The following is a 23239-nucleotide window of genomic DNA, read 5'->3' as shown; positions in this document are numbered from 1 at the left end:
TCGTCGACGGCCCAGAGTACCGGCGGTGATCTTCTTTCGGCCGCCGGTTCCCTCTTCGGGGCGGAAGCCAGGCAAGATGGGGGCGTGACCCTCATTGATCAGCTTCCGCCGAATGCCGACCCCGATGCCCTCTTCGAGGCTTTCTCCTCGTGGGCGGAGGGCCAGGGCATCGCCCTGTACCCGGCTCAGGAGGAGGCGCTGATCGAGGTGGTCTCCGGCGCGAATGTGATCCTTTCCACTCCGACGGGCTCCGGAAAGAGCCTGGTGGCCGCGGGTGCGCACTTCACCGCGCTGGCCCAGGACAAGGTCACCTTCTACACCGCGCCGATCAAGGCGCTGGTGTCGGAGAAGTTCTTCGACCTGTGCAAGCTGTTCGGTACCGAGAACGTCGGCATGCTGACCGGTGACGCTTCCGTCAACGCGGACGCCCCGGTGATCTGCTGCACCGCCGAGGTGCTGGCCTCGATCGCGCTGCGCGATGGCAAGGATGCCGACATCGGCCAGGTCGTGATGGACGAGTTCCACTTCTATGCGGAGCCGGACCGGGGCTGGGCCTGGCAGATTCCGCTGCTGGAGCTCCCCCAGGCACAGTTCGTGCTGATGTCGGCGACCCTCGGCGACGTGTCCCGGTTCGAGGCGGACCTGACCCGGCGCACCGGCTGGCCCACCTCGGTGGTCCGCTCGGCGACCCGGCCGGTCCCGCTGTCCTACGAGTACGTCACCACCCCGATCACCGACACCCTCACCGAGCTGCTGCAGACCAAGCAGGCCCCGGTCTACATCGTGCACTTCACCCAGGCCCAGGCGGTGGAGCGGGCCCAGTCGCTGATGAGCATCAACATGTGCTCGCGCGAGGAGAAGGACCGGATCGCCGAGCTGATCGGCAATTTCCGCTTCACCACCAAGTTCGGCAAGAACCTCTCCCGCTACGTGCGGCACGGGATCGGCGTGCACCACGCGGGCATGCTGCCCAAGTACCGGCGGCTGGTGGAGAAGCTGGCCCAGGCCGGGCTGCTGAAGGTGATCTGCGGCACCGACACCCTGGGTGTGGGTGTCAACGTCCCGATCCGCACCGTGCTGTTCACGGCGCTCACCAAGTACGACGGCACCCGGGTGCGGACGCTGCGCGCCCGCGAGTTCCACCAGATCGCCGGCCGGGCCGGGCGGGCGGGCTTCGACACGGCGGGCTTCGTGGTGGCGCAGGCGCCGGAGCATGTGATCGAGAACGAGAAGGCGCTGGCGAAGGCGGGCGACGACCCGAAGAAGCGCCGCAAGGTGGTCCGCAAGAAGGCCCCCGAGGGCTTCGTCGCCTGGTCCGACACCACCTTCGAGAAGCTCATCGGATCCGAACCGGAGCCGCTCACCTCCCGGTTCAAGGTCACCAACATCATGCTGCTGTCGGTGATCGCGCGGCCCGGCAACGCCTTCGAGGCCATGCGCCGGCTCCTGGAGGACAACCACGAGCCGCGCAAGAACCAGCTGCGGCACATCCGCCGGGCCATCGCCATCTACCGCTCGCTGCTGGACGGCGGCGTGGTGGAGCAGCTGGACACCCCGGACGCGGAGGGCCGGACCATCCGGCTCACCGTCGACCTCCAGCAGGACTTCGCCCTCAACCAGCCGCTGTCCACCTTCGCGCTGGCCTCCTTCGACCTGCTCGACCCCGAGTCGCCTTCCTACGCGCTGGACATGGTGTCCGTGGTCGAGTCCACCCTCGACGACCCTCGCCAGATCCTGGCCGCCCAGCAGAACAAGGCGCGGGGCGAGGCCGTCGGCGCGATGAAGGCGGACGGGATCGAGTACGAGGAGCGGATGGAGCGGCTGCAGGAGGTCACCTATCCCAAGCCGCTGGAGGAGCTCCTGCTGCACGCCTACGGCGTGTACCGCAAGAGCCACCCGTGGGTCGGAGACCACCCGGTCTCGCCGAAGTCGATCATCCGGGACATGTTCGAGCGGGCGCTGTCCTTCACCGAGTTCACCTCCTTCTACGAACTGGCCCGCACCGAGGGCATCGTGCTGCGCTACCTGGCGAGTGCGTACAAGGCGCTGGACCACACCATCCCGGACGACCTCAAGTCCGAGGATCTGGTGGACCTGATCGAGTGGCTGGGCGAGATGGTGCGCCAGGTGGACTCCAGCCTGCTCGACGAGTGGGAGCAGCTGGCCAACCCGGAGATCGAGACGGCGGAGCAGGCGCAGGAGAAGGCCGACCAGGTCAAGCCCGTCACCGCGAATGCGCGCGCCTTCCGGGTGCTGGTCCGCAACGCCATGTTCCGGCGGGTGGAGCTGGCGGCGCTGGACCACGTCGAGGAGCTCGGCGAGCTGGACGGGGAATCCGGCTGGGACGCCGACGCCTGGGGCGAGGCGATGGACGCCTACTGGGACGAGTACGAGGATCTGGGCACCGGTCCGGACGCCCGCGGCCCGAAGCTGCTGATGATCGAGGAGGATCCGGCGCACGGTCTGTGGCGGGTTCGGCAGACGTTCGCCGACCCGAACGGGGATCATGACTGGGGCATCAGTGCCGAGGTCGATCTCGCGGCCTCCGACGAGGAGGGCCGGGCAGTGGTCCGGGTCACCTCGGTCGGCCAGCTCTGACCGCCCCCGGACCGCCGCAACCGACAGCAGTGGAGATGCTCTGATGACGAACCCCGCCGAGAGACTCGTCGATCTGCTCGACCTGGAGCAGATCGAGGTCAACATCTTCCGCGGTCTCAGCCCGCAGGAGTCGCTGCAGCGGGTGTTCGGCGGCCAGGTGGCCGGCCAGGCCCTGGTGGCGGCGGGCCGCACCACCGAGGGCGACCGGCCGGTGCACTCGCTGCACGCGTACTTCCTGCGCCCCGGCATTCCCGGGGTGCCCATCGTGTACCAGGTGGAGCGGGTCCGGGACGGGCGTTCCTTCACCACGCGCCGGGTCACCGCGGTCCAGCAGGGCCGTACGATCTTCAATCTCACCGCCTCCTTCCATCAGCCGGAGGAGGGCAGCATCGAGCACCAGCTGCCTCCTCGTCTGGACTTTCCGCGCCCGGAGACGCTCCCCAAGGTCGCGGACGAGATCCGCGAGCACCTGGGCGCGCTGCCCGAGGCACTGGAGCGGATGGCGCGCCGCCAGCCGTTCGACATCCGCTATGTGGACCGGTTGCGCTGGACTCCCGAGGAGCTCAAGGACGCCGATCCGCGCAGCGCGGTGTGGATGCGCGCGGTCGGCCCGCTGGGCGACGACCCGCTGGTGCACACCTGTGCCCTCACCTATGCCAGTGACATGACCCTCCTCGATGCCGTGCGCATCCCCGTGGAACCGCTGTGGGGGGTCCGCGGGTTCGACATGGCGAGCCTCGATCACGCCATGTGGTTCCACCGGCCCTTCCGGGCCGACGAGTGGTTCCTGTACGACCAGGAGTCGCCCGTCGCCCATGGCGGCCGTGGCCTGGCCCGCGGCCGGATCTACGACCTCGAGGGCCGGCTGCTGGTGTCTGTGGTCCAGGAGGGCCTGTTCCGTCCGTACGCCTCCCCGAAGGGCTGATCCCGCCGTGCCCACCCCGCTCCCCTGCCCCTGTGGGCTGCCCGCCGCCTACCCGGACTGCTGCGGCCGTTTCCACTCCGGAGCCCAGCAGGCGCCCACCGCCGAGCTGTTGATGCGTTCCCGGTTCAGCGCCTTCGCCGTCGGGGACACCGCCTACCTGCTGCGGTCCTGGCATTCCTCCACCCGGCCGGCCGTGCTGGACCTGGATCCCGGGCAGCGCTGGGAGCGGCTGGAGATTCTGGGGACCGAGCGCGGCGGGATGTTCGAGACAGAGGGCGCGGTGGAGTTCCGGGCGCACTACCGGGAGGGCCGGCATGCCGGTTCGCTGCACGAACACAGCAGCTTTGCCCGGGAGGGCGGTGCCTGGGTCTATGTCGGCCCCCTCTCCCCCGTCGTCTTCGACTGAGCACGCGCCCCGGTGAGGGCGAAGTCGAGGCTGGTCCGGTACCAGAGGATCTCTTCCTCCTGTTCCGCGTGCAGCAGGCGGTTCGCCACGGCGACGGCGGCCGGGTGGTGCGGATGCCCGTACGGCGGTGGCGGCGCGAGCCCGGCGAGCCGGGTCCGCTCTGCCGGATCGGGCACGGCTTCGTCCAGCTGCTCACCGGGGAGGACGGACGCGAGCACCGCCGCGCGCTCCCAGGGATCGGCGGTTCGTCTCAGCAACAGCCCGACATGCCGGCCCCGCCACCGGCGCGGCCTCTGGTCCTCCCGGGCGGCCAGCCGCTCCCGGTCCTCGTCGGGGGCGGCACCGCTCAGCAGGTCGGGCCGGCGAGCGGCGAACTCCTTGAGGTCCGCGGCGAGGTAGAGCCACACCACGGCCCGGTAGCGGTTGATCCGATAGCCGACCGGTGTCACATGGCCGCAGCGCGCGAGCCGGGTGAACCGGCCGGGGCTGACAGCGAGCAGTTCGGCCGCGCCGGCCGCCGTCAGCGTTCTGATCTGCTCCCGCAGGGACTCCGGGAATCCCTGCCCCGACCTGATCCGGTCGAGCTCCTTCCGGGCGAACCGGGTCGTCCTGGCCTGACCGGGCGGTCCGGAGAGTCCGGGCGGTCCGGACGGTCCGGCCCGGACGATTCCGAGCTGCACCGCCCAGGCGAACTCACCCCGCCTCAAACCCAGTTCGCCCGCCGCCCGGGCGCCGCCCACCATGGTGTCCTCACTCGTCCGCATGCCGGTCCTCCCCCTTGCCGCACTCCACGCCATCGATGACGTCGATTACTCTGCGTGAAGAACGTAACCCGCTGCGACAACACCCCGCGAGCCCTGTGGATAACCGGGGCTGTCGACGGGGATGCCTATCCTGGCGCTCATGACGACCCCCCTGCCCACCTTCGAGGACGTCTCCGAAGCCGCCGCCCGGATCTCCGGCCATGCCCACCGCACACCGGTCCTGCGATCCCGGATGATCGACCGGGAGCTGGGCGTCCAGGTGCTGTTCAAGTGCGAGAACCTGCAGCGCATGGGGGCGTTCAAGTTCCGCGGGGCCTTCAACGCCCTGTCGCGCTTCACTCCGGAGCAGCGCCGCGCGGGCGTGGTCGCCTACTCCTCCGGCAACCACGCGCAGGCGGTCGCGCTCTCCGCCCGCATCCTCGGCATTCCGGCGACGATCGTGATGCCGCGGGACGCCCCGGCCGTGAAGGTGGCCGCCACCCAGGGGTACGGCGGCCGGGTGGTGACGTACGACCGGTACGGCGAGGACCGGGAGGCCATCGGAGCAGCGCTGGTGGAGCGGCACGGCCTGACCCTGGTGCCGCCGTACGACCACCCCGACGTGGTGGCCGGGCAGGGCACCGCGGCCATGGAGCTCTTCGAGGAAACGGGCCCGCTGGACGCGCTGTTCGTACCGCTGGGCGGCGGGGGCCTGCTCTCCGGCACCGTGCTCGCGGCGGGCGCGCTGGCTCCCGGCTGCCGGCTGTACGGCGTGGAACCGGCGGCGGGCAACGACGCCCAGCAGTCCCTGCGCGAGGGCCGGATCGTGCACATCCCGACGCCGCACACCATCGCGGACGGCGCCCAGGTCACCCACATCGGCGCACTGAACTTCAGGATCCTGCGGGCCGCGGCGCCGGAGGTCGTCACGGCCGAGGACGCAGGACTGGTGGAGGCCATGCGGATGTTCGCCATGTACATGAAGCTGATCGTGGAGCCCACCGGCTGTCTGGGGCTGGCCGCGCTGCGCACCCATGCGGAGGCGCTGCACGGCCGCCGCGTGGGCGTCCTGGTCAGCGGCGGCAACATCGATCCGGCCCGGTTCGCCGAACTCCTCGCCGCCCCGACCGCACCCTGAACCGCCCTGAGCCGCGCCTGAACCGGCCTGAGCCGCGCCTTCGGGCTCCGCTCAGCCGCCGGTGGTGCGCCGCTCCGCGACTCCCAGGTGTTCCCCGACCCGGTTCACCAGCAGGGTCATCTCGTACGCGACCTGGCCGATGTCGGATTCGGCGGCGCTGAGGACGCACAGGCAGCTGCCGGCGCCGGCGCCCATGACGAAGAGCACGCCCTCGTCGTACTCGACCATGGTCTGCCGGACCTCACCGGCCCGGAAGTGCCGTCCCGAGCCCTTCGCCAGGCTCTGCAGGCCGGCCGAAACGGCGGCCAGGTGCTCCGCGTCCTCCCGGGCCAGACCGGCGCTCGCGCCGGTGACCAGCCCGTCGTTGGAGAGCACGACCGCGTGCCGGACCTGCTGGACCCTGCGTGTCAGGTCGTCCAGCAGCCAGTCGAGCTGCTTGTCCAGTGCCATATGAGTCCCCTCCCCGTTCACGCGGTGTTCCCGCCCCGCGTCGTCCCGCGCCGTCGTTCCGCCAGCCTTCCCCACCAGGGGCTTTCCGGCAAGGAGGATGTCCTCATGGCGAAGAAGATGACTGAAGAGGAATGGCGGGGGTTCGTCTCGCACTCCACCCGGACCGGCAAGCTGGCGACGGTCCGGGCGGACGGCAGCCCGCACACCGCGCCGGTGTGGTTCGTCCTGGACGGTGATTCCTTCCTGTTCACCACGGGGAAGGAGACGGTGAAGGGCCGGAATCTGATCCGGGACGGCAGGGTCGCCCTGTGCGTGGACGACGACCGGCCGCCGTTCTCGTACGTCGTGCTGCAGGGCCACGCGGAGATCCGCGACCATGACGCCGACCCGGAGGAGATGCTGCGGTGGGCGAGCCGGATCGCCGGCCGGTACATGGGGGCGGAGCAGGCGGAGGCGTATGGGCGCCGCAATGCGGTTCCGGGTGAACTGCTGGTCCGGGTCCGCATCGAGAAGGTGGTCTCCGAGTCTGGGGTGGCCGAGTAGGCGCCCGGGCACGCACCACCGGACACCACATGACACCGCACTACCGGTGCTGTGACCGGGGCGATCGGGGCCGGTTCGAGCGGCGCAGGCGGGAACGGAGGCGGGAGCGCAGGCGGACCGGCCACGGCTGCCCCGGTCGGCGGGGCGCCGGACTGCGGGGCAGGCGGCGGCCCAGGAACAGGCTCCGATCCAGGCGCCGGTGGCTCCGCTCGTCCAGGGCGGTGAGCGCGGGGTGCCGTTGCTGCAGGCGGCAGTACGCACCCACCGGGTCGGGATCGGAGGGAAACGGCAGCCGCTCCCAGACCGTTTGCGCGGATCCGATCAGCGCGATCGCCAGGGCGGTGCCCGTCGCAGCCGCCCATTCGGTGCCGCCCTCGGGTACCGAGCTCAGCACGGCCGGCACCATGAAGGCCACGAAGCCGATCAGAGCACCGATCAGCAGGACGCCCAGGCAGTTGAGGCAGCCCGAACCGCCCCCGCCCCCGCTCCTGCCGGGCCGGGGCGGCAGCTGCGCCTCCTGCTCCGCCCGGAAGGCGCGTATTCGCTCGCCGAATTCCGCGTCGCGCTGCACGATCCGGCCGAGCGGGACGGGTTTGGGGTGCCGCCGCCGCACGGCCTCCAGAAGGGCGGCGGGCACCGGGTGTCCGGCCACCACCCCGTCCGCTCCACCGCCACCACCACTGCCACCGGCAGCGGCTGCGGCTGCGACGCCCGCCTCCGTGAGGCGGAGCACGCAGTGGTTGTCGATCTCCAACAGCCCGGCGAGCAGCAGCTCGGCCGCCGCGGCCGGCGCCACCTCGCCGGTCTCGCCCGCCGCGTAGTACGGGTCGACGCCACGGGCCGCGAGCTCCGCTTCGACCCGGCGCCGGCTGCGCAGGCGCCGCAGGTGCAGGGCACCCAGCGCCCCGTACACGGCCACCGTGACGGGCAGCGCCACGAGGAAGAGGGTGACGTGGTCCATGACCGAAGACTACGGCCCGTCTCCGACAACGCCCCGGGTCCCGGGGCGGGTTCGCCATCCCCGATCCGCCGTCCCCGCGCCGCCGTACCCCCTAAGCAGGGTCGGTCTGCGGGGCGACGGAGTCGAGGAGGCGGGCCGTGTGGACGCGGCCCGCGTATTCGACCAGGCGGATCAGCACCTCCTTGCCGGAGTCCTTGTCCCGGGCATCGCACAGGACCACCGGGGTTCCCTGGTCGAGGTCGAGCGCGCGGGACACCTCGTGGGCACCGTAGCCGCGGGCCCCGGGGAAGCAGTTGACGGCGACCACGAAGGGGATGCGCCGGTGTTCGAAGTAGTCGACGGCCGGGAAGCAGTCCTCCAGCCGTCGGGTGTCGGCGAGGACCACCGCTCCCAGGGCGCCCTGGGAGAGTTCGTCCCAGAGGAACCAGAAACGGTCCTGGCCCGGGGTGCCGAACAGGTAGAGGGACAGGCCGGAGCGGATGGTGATGCGGCCGAAGTCCATGGCGACCGTCGTGGTGGTCTTGTGGTCCACGCCGCCGGTGTCATCGACCAGTTCGCCCGCCTCACTGAGCAGTTCCTCGGTGCGCAGCGGCCTGATCTCGCTGACCGCGCCGACGAGGGTGGTCTTGCCGACGCCGAATCCGCCGGCCACCAGGATCTTCAGGGCGAGGGCGGCCAGTTCGCCGTCGCCCGTCCCGGGGGGTTCGGGTGCCATCACAGTGCTCGCAATCCCTCGATGACTTCACGGAGAATCCGCTCGTCCGGCAGCTGGGCCGGCGGTACGGGGCGACTGACCCGGACGTGACCGGCTTCGAGCAGGTCGCCGAGCAGTACGCGGACGACACCGACGGGCAGGTCGGCGTCGGCGGCGAGTTCGGCGACCGACTGGGTTTCGGCACGGCAGAGGCCGAGCAGAGCCCGGTGTTCGGGGCCGAGCAGCGACTCGTCGGAGCCGGCGCCGCCGGGGTCGACGGCGACCAGTGCGATCAGGTCGAACCGGACCCCGTGGGGTCCGGGTTTGGTGCGCCCGCCGGTCACGGCGTACGGACGGACGAGCGGGCCCGCGTCGGCGTCGTACCACTGGCCGTTCATGTTCCGGTCCGTCCTCAGCCCGCGGTCGGGGGGTGCGCCGCGAACCGCGGCGGGGTGTACAGGTGCTCGCCGACCCGTTTGACCAGGCGCGCCATCTCATAGGCGATCAGCCCGATGTCGGCCGATGCCGAGCTGAGCACGGCGAGGCAGGAGCCGTCGCCCGCCGCGGCGACGAACAGGAAGCCCTCGTCCATCTCGACCATGGTCTGGCGGACGCCCCCGGCGTGGAAGTGCCGTCCGGCGCCCTTGGCGAGGCTGTGGAACCCGGAGGCGACGGCGGCCAGGTGTTCTGCGTCCTCGCGGCTGAGCGCGCTGGAGGATCCGACGGCCAGGCCGTCGTTGGACAGGACGACGGCGTGCCGGACCTCGCGGACCCGGTGGACCAGGTCGTCCAGCAGCCAGTCCAGTTCGCCCCCGCGGCGGGTGGTGCCTTCGAGGTCGATCCTGCGGTGTTCGATCACGGCTGTTCTCCTTCGCTGCTGTGTGCGTGCGTCGTGGCGTCCTCGGTGCCGCGGGTCCAGCCCGCCCGGTAGGCCGTCATCCGGTCGCGGACCTCTTCGGGGCTGCGGCCGGGCGGGTCCTGCGGGGTACGGGGGCCGGCCGGGGCGGCGGACCGGTCGGGGACCTCGCGCAGCTGGGGGACGAGGCTGGCCTGCCGGACCCGCCGGGGCAGTTCGGTGACCTCGGCGAGGGGGGTGGCGGGGGCGGTGGTCCTGGCGGTGGGTCCGGTACGGGGGGAGGCCGGGCCGGCGGGACCGCGCAACCGGAGGGTGGTCACCGGGGCGCCGCCCGCGGGCCGGAGTGCGGGCGACCGCTCCGGTGCCGGGCCCGCGGCCGGCCCGGGGCCGGGTTCACCCTCGGGTTCCGGTTCAACTGCTGGTTCCGGTCGGGGCCGGGGCGGGCCGGCGGCGCGTACGGGTTCCCGTATCGCGCGTGGCGGCGGCAGGGGCGGCGTGGCACCGCGGACGGATTCCGGTACGCCGGACCGGGCGGCCCGTTCCAGGACGGCCAGTTCCGGTTCCAGTTCCGGTTCCGGTTCCGAAGCGGCGGCTTCCGGCGCGGGCCGGCCTGCCGGGAGGGCGGCCTGGAGCAGGGAGTTGGGCAACAGCACCACGGCGGTGGTGCCCCCGTACGGCGAGGTGCGCAGGTGGACCCGGATGGCGTGGCGGGCGGCGAGCCGGCTGACCACGAACAGACCGAGCCGGTCGCTGTCGAAGAGGTCGAGCGCCTCGGACTGTTCGATGCGGCGGTTGGCGTCGGCGAGGGTGTCGCGGCCCATGCCCAGTCCGCGGTCCTCCACTTCGAGGGCGTATCCGGTGCCCACCGGCTCGCCGGTGACCCGGACTTTGGTGTGGGGCGGGGAGAACTGGGTGGCGTTCTCGATGAGTTCGGCGAGCAGGTGGGTGAGGTCGGCGACGGCGGCACCGACGACGGCCGCTTCGGCGAGCCGGCTGACCTCGACGCGCGGGTAGTCCTCGATCTCGGAGACGGCGGCACGGACGACGGTGGTGAGCGGGACCGGCATCCGCCAGGCGCGGCCGGGGGCGGCCCCGGACAGGATGATCAGGCTTTCCGCGTGGCGGCGCATGCGGGTGGTGAGGTGGTCGAGCCGGAAGAGGTCGCCGAGTTCGCCGGGGTCGTCGGCGCGGCGTTCCATGGAGTCGAGCAGGGTGAGCTGGCGGTGGACGAGGACCTGGCTGCGGCGGGCGAGGTTGACGAACACCCCGGAGATCCCGCTGGCGAGTTCGGCGCGTTCGACGGCAGCGGAGAGGGCGGCCCGGTGCACGGTGGAGAGCGCCTCGCCGACCTGGGCGATCTCGTCCTCTGCGGGGGCCGGGGCCGGGGTTTCGGCGAGGACGTCGATGTCCTCGCCGGCCCGGAGGCGTTCCATGGCGTGCGGGAGTTTGCGGTGGGCGATCTCCAGGGCGCCGTTGCGCAGTGACACGAGCTCGATGACCAGGGCCCGGCCGATCCGTACGGAGATGACGAGGGAGGCGGCGACGGCCGCGAGGCCGAGCAGGACGGCGGCCCCGGCCGGGCTGAGGGCGCCCTCGGCGAAGGGGTCGGCGCGGTCGGCGGCGTGGTCGTGGGCGGCGGTTGTCAGGTCTGCCATGGCCTGGGCGACGGCGGTGTAGGCCGGTTCCCAGCCGGCCGGGGCACCCTGGGCATCGCGTCCGGTACCGGCGGCGAGCGCACGGTCCTCGGCCGCGGTGAGGTCGGCGTAGCCGGCGCCGGTGACGGTGGTCCGCCAGGATGCCGCTTCGGCGGCAGGCAGGTCGCGGGCGACGGCTTCGGTGAGGGCGCGGCGGGTTTCGACGGTGCCGGTCAGATGGCGAAGCGTTTCAGCGGTGCGCTGGCCGGGGGTGGCGAGCAGGGCGTCCTCCCGGGCCAGGAGTTCGCCGGCCCGGGCGAATTCGAGGAGGACGCGGCCGTCGGCGCCGAGGTCTGCGCCGGGGATTCCGGTGAGGGCGCCGCCGGCGGTGAGCGCGGCTTCGATGACCCGGGTGTAGGTCTCGTAGGCCGTGATTGGGGTGGCCCGGCGGGCGCCGATGTCGGTACGGGCGGAGCCGAGGGCTTCGGCGGCCTCGACGAAGGCGCGCAGGCGGGTGGCGGTCTCGGCCGAATAGTCGCCGGCGTCGGCGACGGTGTGGCCGCCCCCGAGGCGCAGCCGCCGGACGGCGGTGTCGGTGTCGCGGCCCTGCTGTTCGAAGGAGGCGGTGGGTTCCGTACCGGGGTCGGCCAGGACGCGGACGGCCGCACGGCGTTCCGCCTGGAGTTCGGCGACGGCACGGCCGAGCGGGATGCGGAGTTCCGTGTCGATGCGCTGGATGCGGCTGAGCCGGGCGATGTCCTGGGCGGTGCTGACGGTGGCGAAGGCCCAGAGGGTGAGGAGGGAGACCACCGGGACCATCAGCAGGGCGACGATCTTCGCGCGGACGGTGCGGGGCCGCGCGAACACGGGCGGCCTGCGGGCGGTACGGAGGCCCGCCGTCTGCCGTCGTTCGGGGGCGGGCTCGGGGTCGTACTCGGGGGCGGGCTCCTCGGCGGGCAGTCCGGCGTGGGCCCGGCGGCCCCGGGCCGGGGGCGCGGGCGGCCGGGGCACCGGGTCGGCCGGTCTCCTGCGGGATGTGCGCATGGGTTCCTCGTTCCGGGTGCGGGTTCTGCTGGGTTTTACGGGGTTCTGCGGGAGAGTCGGGGCCGGGGCCCCTAGTGGGCGGTGGCGCCTTCGCCGAGGCGGCGGGCGTGGGCGGAGGCTGCGCGTTCGTCGGCGGTCGGGGAAAGGGCGACGAAGGCGGCGGTGATGAAGAGATAGGAGCCGAGGCCGACGGCGAGGGGGAAGATGAACTGCATGGCGGTGGCGCCGGGCAGGGCCGCGTCGGAGGGCGTGACGGTGACGCCGACGGCCATCATCCCGGTGTAGTGCATGCTGCTCACCGCGGCTCCCATGACCAGGGAGGCGACGGCGACGGCCAGCGGGGACTTGATGTTGAGCGCGGCCCAGAGGGCTGCGGTGGCGGCGACCACCGCGATGGCGACGGAGATGCCCACGGTGAGCGGGTCGTAGGAGATGCGGCCGTGCAGGCGGAGGGCTGCCATGCCCAGGTAGTGCATGCTGGCCACGCCGAGGCCGGTGGTGAGGCCGCCGAGGACGAGCGCCCGGCCGCGGTCCTTGCCGTAGCCCACGGCGAAGACTCCGGCGCCGACCACGGTCATGGCGACGAGCAGACTGAGGATGGTCAGCGGCACGTTGTAGTGGATCCGGGTGCCGGTGACGCTGAAGCCGAGCATGGCCACGAAGTGCATGGTCCAGATGCCGGTGCCGATGGCGGAGGCCGCGGTGATCAGCCAGTTGCGGCGGGAGCGTCCGGTGGCGGCGAGCGCGCGGACGGTGCAGCGCAGCCCGAGGGCCGCGCCGATCGATGCCATCACATAGGAGAGGGCGGGTGTCAGCCAGCCATAGGCTGCGTGGTCCAGGTGTCCCATGGCCAACGGACGCTAGTCCGGGTGAGGGCGCGAACAAGGGGCGCATTTCGAAAGCTGCTGGAACTGCTGGAATATGACAGAGATACGTTCGCGTTCGATCACACCGGGTGTCTCTCTGCGCACGGTCCGCAGAGGTGGCGCGGGGCGGCATCATGGCCTGTATGAGCGACGACCAGACACACGTACGTGAGTTCTTCGGAGCCCGGGCCGCGGACTGGGACCGCAAGTTCCCCGGGGACGGCCCCGCCTTCGCCACCGCCGTGGCGGAGTTCGGGCTGCGGCCCGGGGACCGGGTGCTGGACGCCGGCTGTGGCACCGGCCGGGCGCTGTCCGCGCTGCGGGCGGCCGTCGGTCCCGCCGGGACCGTGATCGGGGCGGACCTGACCCCGGAGATGCTGGCCGCCGCGGTGCGCGCCGGGCGGGACGCCGAGGGGGCGCTGCTGCTCGCCGACGTCGCCCGGCTGCCGTTGCGCGACGGCTGTCTGGACGCCGTGTTCGGCGCCGGGCTGATCGCGCACCTGCCCGATCCGGCGGGGAACCTGCGCGAGCTGGCGCGGGTGGTCCGGCCGGGCGGCCGGCTGGCCCTGTTTCACCCGATCGGGCGAGCCGCACTGGCGGCCCGGCACGGCCGGGAGCTCACCCCGGACGATCTGCGGGCCGAGCACAACCTCGGTCCGCTGCTGGCCGGTTCGGGCTGGGAGATGACCTCGTACGCCGACGAGGACGCCCGGTTCCTGGCCGTGGCGGTACGGGCGGCCTGAGCCGACGCGGCTGCCGCCGGACCGCGGCGGGCGACCACGGCTGCCCCCGGACCGCGGCGGGCGCCGGCTGCCCGGACCGCCGCCCGGCCGGTGTCAGCTGCCCGGGCCGCCGGGCTGCGCGTCGGCGCCCTCGGCCCGGCGCTGGTGCGGAACCGGACAGCCCCCGCTGCCGGGAACCGGGTGGGTACCGAGCTCACCCACGTCGTAGCCGCCGGGGTAGCTCTTGATCTCCGGGTTCTGGCGGGCGTAGTGCGGGGCACTGCGCGGGGGCAGCAGCCGCACCGCCCGGCCGCGCAGCCGGAGCGCTCCCCGGACCAGCTTCCGTACGGCCGGGCCGGGCTGCTCGTACCGGAAGGCGTGCAGCAGCGGCTCGTCCAGGAGGGCCAGGCTCGCGCTGCGCAACAGCGGGGCGAGCGGGGCGGGGTACCAGGAGGCCATCAGGTCCAGGGTGGCATCGGCGACCTGGCGGCCACCCTCGTCCCAGCCGAAGTGTTCCTTTTCGTAGGCATCCAGGGTGCTTTCGAACTCCTCGTAGGAGGCCGGAATGTCCTTGATGCCCATATGGCGGCCGAGGGTTGCGTAGTAGTTGGCGGCGGCCCGGCATTCGTGGGCGGTGAGCGCACGCCAGCCGTACGCCTCCAGCCACCGCTTGGGAATCACCACGAACGTGCACAGGACGTAGCGCATGTCCTCGTTGCTGATGTCGTAGCTGCGGTGCATCTGGTTGATGCGGCGGATCGCGGTGCGCCCGGTGTCGCTCTCGTAGCCGTGCTCCACCACCGCGTCCAGGAGCAGCGCGGTGTCGTCGTAGCGGCGCTGCGGGCGGTCGGTGAACTCCGCGGTCTCGGCGAGCAGGCGCCCGATGCTCGGGACGGCGTAGGTGCGGTAGAGGGCGAGCTCCAGGGCGCGGGTGAAGTCCCAGGGGAACTCGTAGGTGGCGGTGAGCCGGTAGATGGTGAGGAAATCCTGGTCGGGGTCGAGGCGGAGGATTTCCTTCAGCCGGTCGTAACGCTGCACCGGGGTCTGCCTTTCTGTGGCGGAGGGCCAACTCTACGTGCAGGCAGCGGCCTTGAAAATCGCCTCTCGCGCGCTCTCGACGTGCGGGTTACCCGCTGGTTAGGGTGCGCCGACGAGAGAACGACCGGGAGGCGATGTGTCCGAGGAGTCCGAGGAAGCTGCGGGGTCCGGCGGCGCGGGTGGGGGAGCAGCGGACGACGGCTCGCTGTACGTGCTGACCGCCGTACTGCTGACCCCCGCCCAGTTCCCCAGCATCCTGGGCGACGACTATCCGCAGGCGTGCGCGCTGCTCGGCGTCCGGCCGGTGCCGGACGGGTACGGGCTGGTGCTCGGCCAGGACGAGGACGGCGCCCGCTGGACCGTGGTCATCGACGACGTCTCGCTCGTCGCGACGGCGATCGCCTCCTGGGACTGCGGGATGGAGTACGACCTCTCGCCGGACGAGCGCACCATCGTGGTCTCGCTGGCCGGCTGGCCGCTGGAGCTCGCGGTCGCGGCGCCGGGCGTACCGGAACCGCACGACCCGGAGCAGGGCGCGGACGGCACCGGGCGGGTGCCGCTGGCACCGCCGTCGGCCGGGGTGTGGGGGTCGGCGCAGCGCCGGATGGGCGCGGACCAGATCGCCCTGCAATGGGGGGACTGGCGGGAGCGGTTCGAGGCGGACGGGGAGGCTCCGGTGGTGCACCCGGGGCTGGCCCGGGTGCTGGCGGAGGCACGCGGCTACACGGAGACCCCGCCGCCGCCCGGGCGGGTGCGGTCGTCCTTCGCGGGCGAGGATGCGCGGATGCTGCGGGTGGACGGCCCGGGGTGGTCGCTCGTCGCCCGCACCGACGATGTCGCCTTCGTGCTGCTGGACGAGGAGCCGAGCGGGGTCATTCCGGTACCCCGGGACGAGGAGCTGCCGGAACTGCTGGCGGGCCTGGAACGGGTGGCCGTACGGCCGTCCTGACGCCCGCATGGCCGCGAGGCCGCCCGCACCTGCGGGGAAGCCGCGCGCACGGCGGGGAGGCCGCACGCCAGGGAGGCCGTCCGGCGGCCCGGATCAGACGCGGTCGAGCGGCTCATGCGGTTCGGGCGGCAGGGTGACGGTGATGGGGTCGCCGGGGCGGATGGTCCCGCCGTGCTTCACCACGCCCATGATCCCGCCCTTGCGGACGATGCGGCCCTCGTCGTCCCGGCCGACCAGGAGCCTGAGCAGGCCGTCCTGGAAGCCGTCTATCTGCAGGCACGGGTTGCGCAGGCCGGTGACCTCCACCTCCGCCTCCTCGCCCAGGCGCAGGACGGTGCCGCGGGGCAGGCCGAGGAGGTCGATGCCCGCGGTGGTCACGTTCTCGCCGAGCTGGCCGGGGGCGACCTCGAAGCCGGACTCGGCCACCTCCTCGAACAGTTCGCGGTGGATCAGGTGGACCTGCCGCAGGTTGGGCTGGGTCGGATCCTGGGCCACCCGGGAACGGTGCCTGACCGTCACCCCGGCGTGGACGTCGCCCGCCACGCCCAGACCGGCGAGCAGGGTGATGCTCTCCCGGTTGGGCTTGGTGAACGAATACTCCGCGTTGCTGCTGACCGCCCTGACGACCGCCGAGCTCATGCGCTTTCCCCCCTGTCCCCTGCCGCCTTCAGCGGCCGATCTGCTTCCTGTTCCTGGCGACGTGCTTCAGCCGGCGGCGCTGGGAGGAGTCCAGCAGCAGATAGGCAGCAGTCGGGACGCCGATCAGGACCAGCAGCCCCGGCCAGAACCCGATCGTCCAGAACAGCACGATGGCGGCCACCACTCCGGCGGCGGCAACCTTCCCGCTTGTCGACATCTCCTGACACCTCTCCCTGCGTCGGTCTTCCCGGGTCGGCCAACACTCCCTACAACGCTCCGGTACGGCCGGCCGTTCCCGGTGCCGTAAACGGGCGGGAACGTGACCCGGGTCACGGCCGGGCCGCGCCCGCCCGGGCAGTCCGGTGGGGTACCGTCGTCCGCCCTGTACCTGGTAGTCAAGTTTGAGGAATGCGTGCTCCCAGAGATCTCCGACCTCATCCGCTGCTCCACCGTCTTCCTGTCCGCCGACCCCGCCCGCACCGGCCGGGTCGCGTTCTGGCGCCCTGACAGCCCGGTCGGCCCGGGCAGCCCGGTCGGCCCTGTCGCCGGCCCGGTCGACCGGGCCGGAACCCTCGAAGAACTGACCGTCGTCACCCCCGAGCTCCGCCGGGCCACCGTGACCGCTCTCGTCCTGCCGGTGGCGGAGGCGCTCCCGCTGCTCACCCGGGCCCGCGCCGCGGCCGGCCCTCCTGACGGCGCTCCCGTCCACACGTCCCCCGCCGCGTTCTGGGGTGCCGCCGCCCTGCTCGCGCTGCGCTTCGCCGCCCGCGGGCTACTGCTGCCCGGCCTGTCCCCCACCGAGCACGATGCCTGGCGCATCGGCCCGCTGGACGCCGAGGACCTCGCACACGTACGGGAGCTGGCCGCGGCGATGCCGGCTGCCGCCCGCTGCGTCCCGGTGGACCCGGCCCCTGCCGACGGCGGCACGCTGCGGCTGCCCGCAGCCGAGCCGCTGCTGCGCGCCTTCCTCGATGCGGTCGCCGACGCGCTCCCCCGCTCCCCCGCCGCCCCGGCCGCAGCAGGCGGACCGGCTTTCGCCGCGCCCGAGCCGGCCCGGTACCCCGGCCTGCGCTCCTGGGCCGCCGAGGTCGCGGCCGGCCACGATGCCGGCGTACGCATCTCCCTGCGCCTCGAACTGACGGACCGGCCTGGCCGACCCGAGGCGCCCGGCTTCCGTGCCGTGCTCCAGCTGCACAGCCTCTCCGACCCGGCCGTGGTCGCCGATGCCGCCGAGGTGTGGGCCGGTTCGGGCGCCGCAGCCGCCGGTTTCGCCCCGCGCGCCCGGATGGACGCACTGCTCGCGCTCCGCCGGGCGGCCCGCCTGTGGGCCCCGCTCACCCCGCTGCTCACCGCCGCCGTTCCCGGCTCCGTCGAACTCGCCGACGAGGAGGTCACCGAACTGCTCGGCGAGGCCGCGCAGGCCCTGGCCGCCGACGGGGTCCAGGTGCACTGGCCCCGCGGCATCGCGCTCGGACTCACCGCCCGCGCCGTGGTCGGCGGGGCCGAGTCCACCGGCCCGGACCGCGCCGGCCGCACCGGCGCATCCGGCCTGTTCTCCCCCGGCGCCCTGCTCTCCTTCGACTGGCGTCACTCGCTCGGCGACCAGGCCTCCGCCGACGCCCTCACCCCCGCCGAACTCGACCGGCTCGCCGAGTCCCACCGCCCCCTGGTACGGCTGCGCGACCAGTGGGTGCTGATCGACCCGGCCGAAGCCCGCCGGGCCCGCGCCCGCCAGGACCGCAAGGTCACCGCCGCCGACGCGCTGGCCGCCGTACTCACCGGATCGGCCGAGGTCGACGGCCGGGAGGTGGCGGTCACCGCGGCCGGCCCGCTGGCCCGGCTGCACGCCGAACTCGCCGCGGATCCTGAGGATCCGGCCGCCCGTACGCAGCCCTCCGCTCGGCAGCCGATCGCCCAGCCCGCCGCCCTCGCCGCCGAACTCCGCGACTACCAGCTGCGCGGCCTCGCCTGGCTGGCCCGGATGACCGCCCTCGGCCTCGGCGGCTGCCTCGCCGACGACATGGGCCTCGGCAAGACCGTCACCCTCATCTCCCTCCACCTCCACCGGCAGCAGGACCCGACGACGGCCGGCCCCACCCTCGTCGTCTGCCCGGCCTCCCTGCTCGGCAACTGGCAGCGGGAGTTCGCCCGGTTCGCCCCGGGCACCCCCGTCCAGCGCTTCCACGGCTCCGGCCGCAGTCTGGCCGGCCTGCCCCGCGATGCCGTCGTGCTCACCACGTACGGCACGCTGCGGCTGGACGCCCCCACCCTCGCCGCCATCCCCTGGGGCCTGGTCGTCGCCGACGAGGCGCAGCACGTCAAGAACCCGCATTCGAGCACCGCCAGGGCGCTGCGCACGGTGCCCTCCCCGGCGCGGGTGGCCCTCACCGGCACCCCGGTCGAGAACAACCTCACCGAGCTGTGGGCGATCCTCGACTGGACCACACCCGGGTTGCTCGGCCGCCTCGGGACCTTCCGCAGCCGCTACGCGGAGGCCGTCGAGCGGGGCCGTGACCCCCAGGCGACCGCACGGCTGGGAGCCCTCGTACGGCCGTTCCTGCTGCGCCGACGCAAGTCGGACCCGGGCATCGCACCGGAACTGCCGCCCAAGACGGAGACCGACCACCCCGTCGCGCTCGGCCCCGAGCAGGCCGGGCTGTACGAGGCGGTGGTCCGCGAGACCCTCGCCGCGATCTCGGCGGCCGACGGGATGGAGCGCCGCGGGCTGATCGTCAAGCTGCTGACCTCCCTCAAGCAGATCTGCAACCACCCCGCCCAGTACACGAAGGAGGGTGGTGGCGGTGGCGGTGGTGGCGGCGGCCGGTCGGGAAAGCTGGAACTCCTCGACGAACTGCTGGACACGATCCTGGCCGAAGGCGCCTCGGTGCTGGTCTTCACCCAGTACGTGGCGATGGCCCGGATCCTGGAGAAGCACCTGGCGGGCCGTGGGATCGCGACCCAGCTGCTGCACGGCGGTACCCCGGTGCCGCGCCGGGAGGACCTCGTCGACCGCTTCCAGTCCGGTGAGGTCCCGGTGTTCCTGCTGTCCCTCAAGGCGGCGGGCACCGGTCTGAACCTCACCCGGGCCTCCCATGTCGTCCACTACGACCGCTGGTGGAACCCGGCCGTGGAGGAACAGGCCACCGACCGCGCCTACCGGATCGGCCAGACCCAGCCCGTCCAGGTCCACCGGATCATCGCCGAAGGCACCGTGGAGGACCGGATCGCCGAACTGCTGGAACGCAAACGGGCGCTGGCCGATGCCGTACTGGCCGGGGGCGAGGCGGCGCTGACCGAACTGACGGATGCGGAACTGGCCGAGCTCGTCGCCCTGCGACGCACCGAGCGGGACGGAGGGACGGAACGATGACAGCCGACCGCCACAACCACGGCGACGACCACGAGAAGATCTTCCCGGCGCTGCCGGCGGCATCCGGTCGCGGCTTCGCGCAGACCTGGTGGGGCAGGACCTGGCTGTCCGCGCTGGAGGACAGCGCGCTCGACGGCGAACAGCTGCGGCACGGGCGCCGGTACGCCCGCTCCGGCGCGGTCGGCGCGGTGTCCGTCCGGCCCGGCCGGCTGACCGCGGTGGTCCGCGACCCGGACGGGACCGCCCACCGGACGGACGTCCTGGTGCAGAGTTTCACCGAGTCCGAGTGGGACCTGGTGCTGGGCACGGCGGCCGGCCGGGCCGGGCACATCGCGGCCCTGCTGGACCGGGAGATGCCGCCCGAGCTGGTGGAGGATGCGGCGGCGGCCGGGGTGGACCTCTTGCCGGGCATCGGTGGTCTGGAGCCGAGCTGCGACTGCGGGGAGTGGGACCACTGCCCGCACACGGCGGCACTCTGCTACCAGGTGGCGCGGCTGCTGGACCGGGACCCCTTCGTACTGCTGCTGATGCGGGGCCGTGCGGAGCGGGAGGTGCTGGCCGAGCTGGAGGAGCGCAGCGCCGCGGAGGCGGAACCCACGGCCGGACCGGGGGGCGGACCGGGAGGTGGACCGGTGGGCGAAGGGGTTTCGGCCGCGGCCGTGTTCGCGGCCGGGGACGGGCTCCCGCCGCTCCCCGCGCTGCCGGAGCTGCCGTCCGCGCCGGGTCAGCCGCCGCCGCTGGACACGGAGTCGGAACCGGACCTCGATGTGGACGCGGTGGAGTTCCTGGGGCAGTCGGCGGCCGGGGAGGCGTACCGGCTGCTGGCGGAGGCACTCGCGCCGGGCCATGCGGACCGCCCGCTGCCGGCCGGCCCGCCGTCGGTGGCCGAGGATGCGGTACGGCTGGCCGCCGAGACCTCAGACGTACGGGTACGGGCCCGCCTGGCGCGGGTTTCGGGCCGGGACCGGGCCGCGCTGGAGCTCGCGGTGCGGGCCTGGCGCTTCGGCGGGGCGGCGGCCCTGGCGGTACTGGAGGAGGACTGGGCCCCGGACCGGCCCGCCCTGGCCCGGGCCTCGGCTGCGCTGGCGGCGGCCGAGGCGGACGGTGCGGGACCGGGCGAGGGGGCCGGGCTGCGCCGGGTACGGGCGCGCTGGACCCTGCCGGGCGGCGAGGCCCAGCTGCGGCTGGGGCAGGAGGGCCGCTGGTGGCCGTACCGGAAGGAGGCGGGGCGCTGGCTCCCGGCAGGACCGGGCGGCCCGGACCCGGAGACGGCCTTGGCCGTCCTGGGACCGGACCCGGCGGCGGAACCGACGACAGGCCAGGCGCCGGAGCCGGAGCACCCCTGACCGACGGACCGGGACCGGGACCGGGGCCGGGGCCGGGGCCGGGGCCGGGGGCGGGCCGGGGCCGGGGCCGGGCCGGGGGCGGCTTTCGGCCGGGTCCGGGCGGGCCGCCCCGCGCCCCGGTTTGGGCCCGACCGGGTTGGGGAGGAGGCCGGGCGCAGGGGGCATCCGGGACGGGCATCCGGGACCGGCATCCGGGACGGGCATGGGGGGCGATGCATGGCGAGTGACGCGGCGGCAGTGGCCTTGCCCGGCGGGGCCGATCCGGTGGAGCGCTCGCGGCTGCTGCGCCGGGCCCATGCCGTGTTCACGGCGGAGGGGCGGGTCGTGGCCCCGGTGCGGACCGCGATCGCGAAGTCCTGGCGGCGCTGCGCCCGGGCCAGGGTGAGCCCGGAGTGCTCGGCGCGGGTGGAGCTCCGGGACGCGGACCTGCACGCCTACCGTGAACAGCACCCGCTCGCCCGGGTGATGCCGGTGTTCCGGGACCTGGTGGGGGCGTTCGCGGCGCACGAGCGGCATCTGTTCGCCGTGTGCGATGCCCGCGGCAGCCTGCTGTGGGTGGAGGGCGATTCCGGGACCCTGGACCGGGCGGCCGGGCTCGGCTTCGTACCGGGGGCGCGCTGGGCCGAGACGGCGATGGGCACCAATGCGCCCGGTACGGCGGTGGCGGTCGGCGAGGCCGTACAGGTCTTCGGAGCCGAGCACTTCAGCCGCAGCGTGCATCCCTGGACCTGCGCCGCCGCGCCGGTGCGCGACCCCCGGACCGGGCGGCTGCTGGGCGCGGTGGACATCACCGGGGGTGACGGGCTCGCCCATCCCCATTCGCTGGCGTTCGTACAGGCGGTGGCGCGGGCCGCCGAATCGCAACTCGCCCTGCTGGGGCCGGCGGCCGGGTCGCCGCCGGACCGCCTGCAGGCGCTCGGCCGGGACGAGGCGCTGCTGGTGTGCGCCGGCCGTACGCACCGGCTGGGCCGACGGCACAGCGAGATCATGGTGTTGCTCGCGCACCATCCGGAGGGCCTGTCCGGGGACGAACTGCTGATCGCGCTGTACGAGGACGAGCACGCCTCCGCGGTGACCCTGCGGGCCGAACTGTCGCGTCTGCGCGCCCTGGTGGGACCGGACGTGCTGCGGTCCCGGCCGTACCGGACGGCCGCTCCGCTGGCCGCGGACTCCGTGTCGGTGTGCCGGCTGCTGGCCACCGGTGCGACGTCGGCGGCGCTCGCCGAGTACCCGGGACCGCTGCTGCCCGCCTCCGCCGCGCCGGGGATCGTCCGGCTGCGGCGGCGTATCGAGGATCAGGCGCGGGCGGCGCTGCTGGCGCGGGCGGACGTCGGGCTGTTGACCGACTGGGTGTGTGCCCCGTGGGGCGCGGACGATCCGGAGGTGTGGGCTGCGCTGGCTGCCGCGCTCCCGCCGGGCGCCCGGCCGGCCGCGCTGGCCCGGGTACGGGCGCTGGATGCCGAACTGGGCGGCGCACACCCCGCCGTTCGGGCCTCGGGCTCGGACTGATCCCGGCGGATCGTCCTCCCATCAGTCGGCGACACCTCGGGTCAGAACGATGTCCGCTCGCCATGGGCATCCGTGACGTCGACGGTCACGCCCTCCCCTTCTGCGGCCGGTTCCTCCGGCACCTCGCCCGTCTGGTAGTGGGCCTGCGCCAGCAGTTCCTCGGTCACGCGTACGCCGGTGAGCCGCTCGGCCAGCGCGAAGGCCGCCGCCTTCGTGTCGACGTCCGGGCGCTGGTCACCCGCCGGGTTGAGACCGACCTCCAGCATGAGGGTGTTCAGCTCATCGGGCGTGCTTCCGGTCCTCTCCGCCGGCCACTCGAATGTGGTGCGCAACTTCCCGTCCTCGTACCAGTGGAAGAAATCCATGAACTTGGCCCCGTTGCTCGAGTGCGAGACAGCCCGTGTCCCGGTGGAGAGGGCCTCCATGATGCTCGGCCGCGTGCCCAGATCGCCGCCGAACTCCAGAGCGAGCGTCCAGTCCCCGCCCTCACCGGGCACGGTGAACGCTCCCGCGAGGAAGGACTCGGGGAAGTCCTCGTACCCGAACAGGATTTCCGTGTGTCCCTCCATGAACTCGCCGACCCCTTCACAGGCGCCGAGGGCCTCTGCGCCGGCCACGCTCAGCAGTTCCGCCGGCGAGATTCCCCGGACCAGCGTCAGCGTGTATCCCATCTCCAGCCCGTACTGGAAGACCGAGGATGCGGAGCGTATCCAGCCGTAATCGGCTGCCGTGGCTGCGTTCATGACGCCCATCCTGTCAGCACCCCCGTGCAACGTATCCGCAACCTGTCCGCTCCTAGCCTCCCCCT

At 73.3% G+C, this 23239-nt stretch carries 22 protein-coding genes; 10 read left to right on the top strand and 12 right to left on the bottom strand.

Annotated features, from left to right (window positions below; all coding sequences use genetic code 11):
- Positions 1-84: 84 nt before the first annotated feature.
- From DEJ50_RS30210 to DEJ50_RS30200, 3 genes are read left to right on the top strand one after another with little or no spacing between them, the layout of a single operon-like run.
- Positions 85-2598 carry a DEAD/DEAH box helicase gene (locus tag DEJ50_RS30210; RefSeq protein ID WP_150211233.1) on the top strand — a complete coding sequence of 838 codons (2514 nt, stop codon included), beginning with the start codon at positions 85-87 and terminating at the stop codon, positions 2596-2598.
- A 43-nt stretch (positions 2599-2641) separates the two neighbouring features.
- Positions 2642-3523 carry an acyl-CoA thioesterase gene (locus tag DEJ50_RS30205; protein ID WP_150211232.1) on the top strand — a complete coding sequence of 294 codons (882 nt, stop codon included), beginning with the start codon at positions 2642-2644 and terminating at the stop codon, positions 3521-3523.
- A gap of 7 nt (positions 3524-3530) precedes the next feature.
- A complete protein-coding gene (locus DEJ50_RS30200) occupies positions 3531-3929 on the top strand; it encodes a YchJ family protein (RefSeq protein WP_150211231.1) in 399 nt (132 codons plus the stop codon).
- Here DEJ50_RS30200 and DEJ50_RS30195 read toward each other — a convergent pair.
- Positions 3893-4693, bottom strand: a complete 801-nt coding sequence (locus DEJ50_RS30195) for a DUF6397 family protein (RefSeq protein ID WP_150211230.1) — start codon at positions 4691-4693, stop codon at positions 3893-3895. The two genes, DEJ50_RS30200 and DEJ50_RS30195, sit on opposite strands and share 37 nt — an antisense overlap.
- Positions 4694-4832: 139 nt before the next feature.
- Between DEJ50_RS30195 and DEJ50_RS30190 the strand changes: the two genes are divergently transcribed.
- Complete coding sequence (locus tag DEJ50_RS30190; protein WP_150211229.1) at positions 4833-5810, top strand: threo-3-hydroxy-L-aspartate ammonia-lyase; 978 nt, start codon at positions 4833-4835, stop codon at positions 5808-5810.
- 51 nt (positions 5811-5861) lie between these two features.
- Here DEJ50_RS30190 and DEJ50_RS30185 read toward each other — a convergent pair whose 3' ends face one another.
- On the bottom strand, positions 5862-6260 hold the full coding sequence (locus tag DEJ50_RS30185) for a roadblock/LC7 domain-containing protein (protein ID WP_150211228.1): 399 nt from the start codon (positions 6258-6260) through the stop codon (positions 5862-5864).
- A gap of 105 nt (positions 6261-6365) precedes the next feature.
- Between DEJ50_RS30185 and DEJ50_RS30180 the strand changes: the two genes are divergently transcribed.
- Positions 6366-6803: a PPOX class F420-dependent oxidoreductase gene (locus DEJ50_RS30180; RefSeq protein ID WP_150211227.1), complete on the top strand. Its 438-nt coding sequence runs from the start codon at positions 6366-6368 to the stop codon at positions 6801-6803.
- Between the two features lie 40 nt (positions 6804-6843).
- Here the strand turns inward: DEJ50_RS30180 and DEJ50_RS35330 are convergent, their stop codons facing one another.
- The 6 genes from DEJ50_RS35330 to DEJ50_RS30150 all read right to left on the bottom strand — a co-directional run bounded on the left by DEJ50_RS35330 (position 6844) and on the right by DEJ50_RS30150 (position 12840).
- Entirely contained in the window at positions 6844-7764 is a 921-nt protein-coding gene (locus DEJ50_RS35330; RefSeq protein WP_150211226.1) for a hypothetical protein, read from the bottom strand.
- Between the two features lie 91 nt (positions 7765-7855).
- Complete coding sequence (locus DEJ50_RS30170) at positions 7856-8479, bottom strand: GTP-binding protein (protein WP_150211225.1); 624 nt, start codon at positions 8477-8479, stop codon at positions 7856-7858.
- Positions 8479-8856, bottom strand: coding sequence for a DUF742 domain-containing protein (locus DEJ50_RS30165; RefSeq protein ID WP_150211224.1), 378 nt, complete (start codon positions 8854-8856; stop codon positions 8479-8481). The genes DEJ50_RS30170 and DEJ50_RS30165 overlap by 1 nt, the downstream gene beginning before the upstream one ends.
- A gap of 14 nt (positions 8857-8870) precedes the next feature.
- The gene (locus DEJ50_RS30160; protein ID WP_190344773.1) at positions 8871-9317 is read right to left on the bottom strand and encodes a roadblock/LC7 domain-containing protein; all 447 of its coding nucleotides are present in this window, start codon (positions 9315-9317) and stop codon (positions 8871-8873) included.
- Positions 9314-11992, bottom strand: a complete 2679-nt coding sequence (locus DEJ50_RS30155; RefSeq protein ID WP_150211223.1) for a nitrate- and nitrite sensing domain-containing protein — start codon at positions 11990-11992, stop codon at positions 9314-9316. Before DEJ50_RS30155 ends, DEJ50_RS30160 begins: the two co-directional genes overlap by 4 nt.
- A gap of 71 nt (positions 11993-12063) precedes the next feature.
- Positions 12064-12840, bottom strand: a complete 777-nt coding sequence (locus DEJ50_RS30150) for an MHYT domain-containing protein (protein WP_150211222.1) — start codon at positions 12838-12840, stop codon at positions 12064-12066.
- Between the two features lie 161 nt (positions 12841-13001).
- Between DEJ50_RS30150 and DEJ50_RS30145 the strand changes: the two genes are divergently transcribed.
- Entirely contained in the window at positions 13002-13601 is a 600-nt protein-coding gene (locus DEJ50_RS30145) for a class I SAM-dependent methyltransferase (RefSeq protein WP_150211221.1), read from the top strand.
- 93 nt (positions 13602-13694) lie between these two features.
- Here the strand turns inward: DEJ50_RS30145 and DEJ50_RS30140 are convergent, their stop codons facing one another.
- Positions 13695-14618 (bottom strand): oxygenase MpaB family protein, encoded by a 924-nt coding sequence (locus tag DEJ50_RS30140; protein WP_150211220.1) that lies wholly within the window; start codon positions 14616-14618, stop codon positions 13695-13697.
- Positions 14619-14754: 136 nt separating this feature from the next.
- Between DEJ50_RS30140 and DEJ50_RS30135 the strand changes: the two genes are divergently transcribed.
- A complete protein-coding gene (locus DEJ50_RS30135; protein WP_150211219.1) occupies positions 14755-15567 on the top strand; it encodes a hypothetical protein in 813 nt (270 codons plus the stop codon).
- A gap of 93 nt (positions 15568-15660) precedes the next feature.
- Here the strand turns inward: DEJ50_RS30135 and DEJ50_RS30130 are convergent, their stop codons facing one another.
- Together DEJ50_RS30130 and DEJ50_RS30125 are read right to left on the bottom strand one after the other, a co-directional pair.
- Positions 15661-16206 (bottom strand): MOSC domain-containing protein, encoded by a 546-nt coding sequence (locus DEJ50_RS30130; RefSeq protein WP_150211218.1) that lies wholly within the window; start codon positions 16204-16206, stop codon positions 15661-15663.
- A gap of 28 nt (positions 16207-16234) precedes the next feature.
- On the bottom strand, positions 16235-16423 hold the full coding sequence (locus tag DEJ50_RS30125; RefSeq protein ID WP_150211217.1) for a hypothetical protein: 189 nt from the start codon (positions 16421-16423) through the stop codon (positions 16235-16237).
- A gap of 195 nt (positions 16424-16618) precedes the next feature.
- On the opposite strand from DEJ50_RS30125, the gene DEJ50_RS30120 reads away from it, so the two are divergent.
- The 3 genes from DEJ50_RS30120 (at position 16619) to DEJ50_RS30110 (ending at position 22431) form a co-directional block, all read left to right on the top strand.
- Entirely contained in the window at positions 16619-19576 is a 2958-nt protein-coding gene (locus tag DEJ50_RS30120) for a DEAD/DEAH box helicase (protein ID WP_223837962.1), read from the top strand.
- On the top strand, positions 19573-20922 hold the full coding sequence (locus DEJ50_RS30115) for an SWF or SNF family helicase (protein ID WP_190344771.1): 1350 nt from the start codon (positions 19573-19575) through the stop codon (positions 20920-20922). The genes DEJ50_RS30120 and DEJ50_RS30115 overlap by 4 nt, the downstream gene beginning before the upstream one ends.
- 216 nt (positions 20923-21138) lie before the next feature.
- Complete coding sequence (locus DEJ50_RS30110) at positions 21139-22431, top strand: GAF domain-containing protein (protein ID WP_150211216.1); 1293 nt, start codon at positions 21139-21141, stop codon at positions 22429-22431.
- A gap of 41 nt (positions 22432-22472) precedes the next feature.
- Here the strand turns inward: DEJ50_RS30110 and DEJ50_RS30105 are convergent, their stop codons facing one another.
- Positions 22473-23174, bottom strand: coding sequence for a DUF6461 domain-containing protein (locus tag DEJ50_RS30105; protein ID WP_150211215.1), 702 nt, complete (start codon positions 23172-23174; stop codon positions 22473-22475).
- Between the last annotated feature and the right edge of the window lie 65 nt (positions 23175-23239).

The sequence above is a fragment of the Streptomyces venezuelae genome (genome assembly GCF_008642295.1).
GTDB lineage: Bacteria > Actinomycetota > Actinomycetes > Streptomycetales > Streptomycetaceae > Streptomyces > Streptomyces venezuelae_C.
Note: the sequence above shows the minus strand (reverse complement) of the source record. Positions and strands in the feature narration are given on the sequence as shown.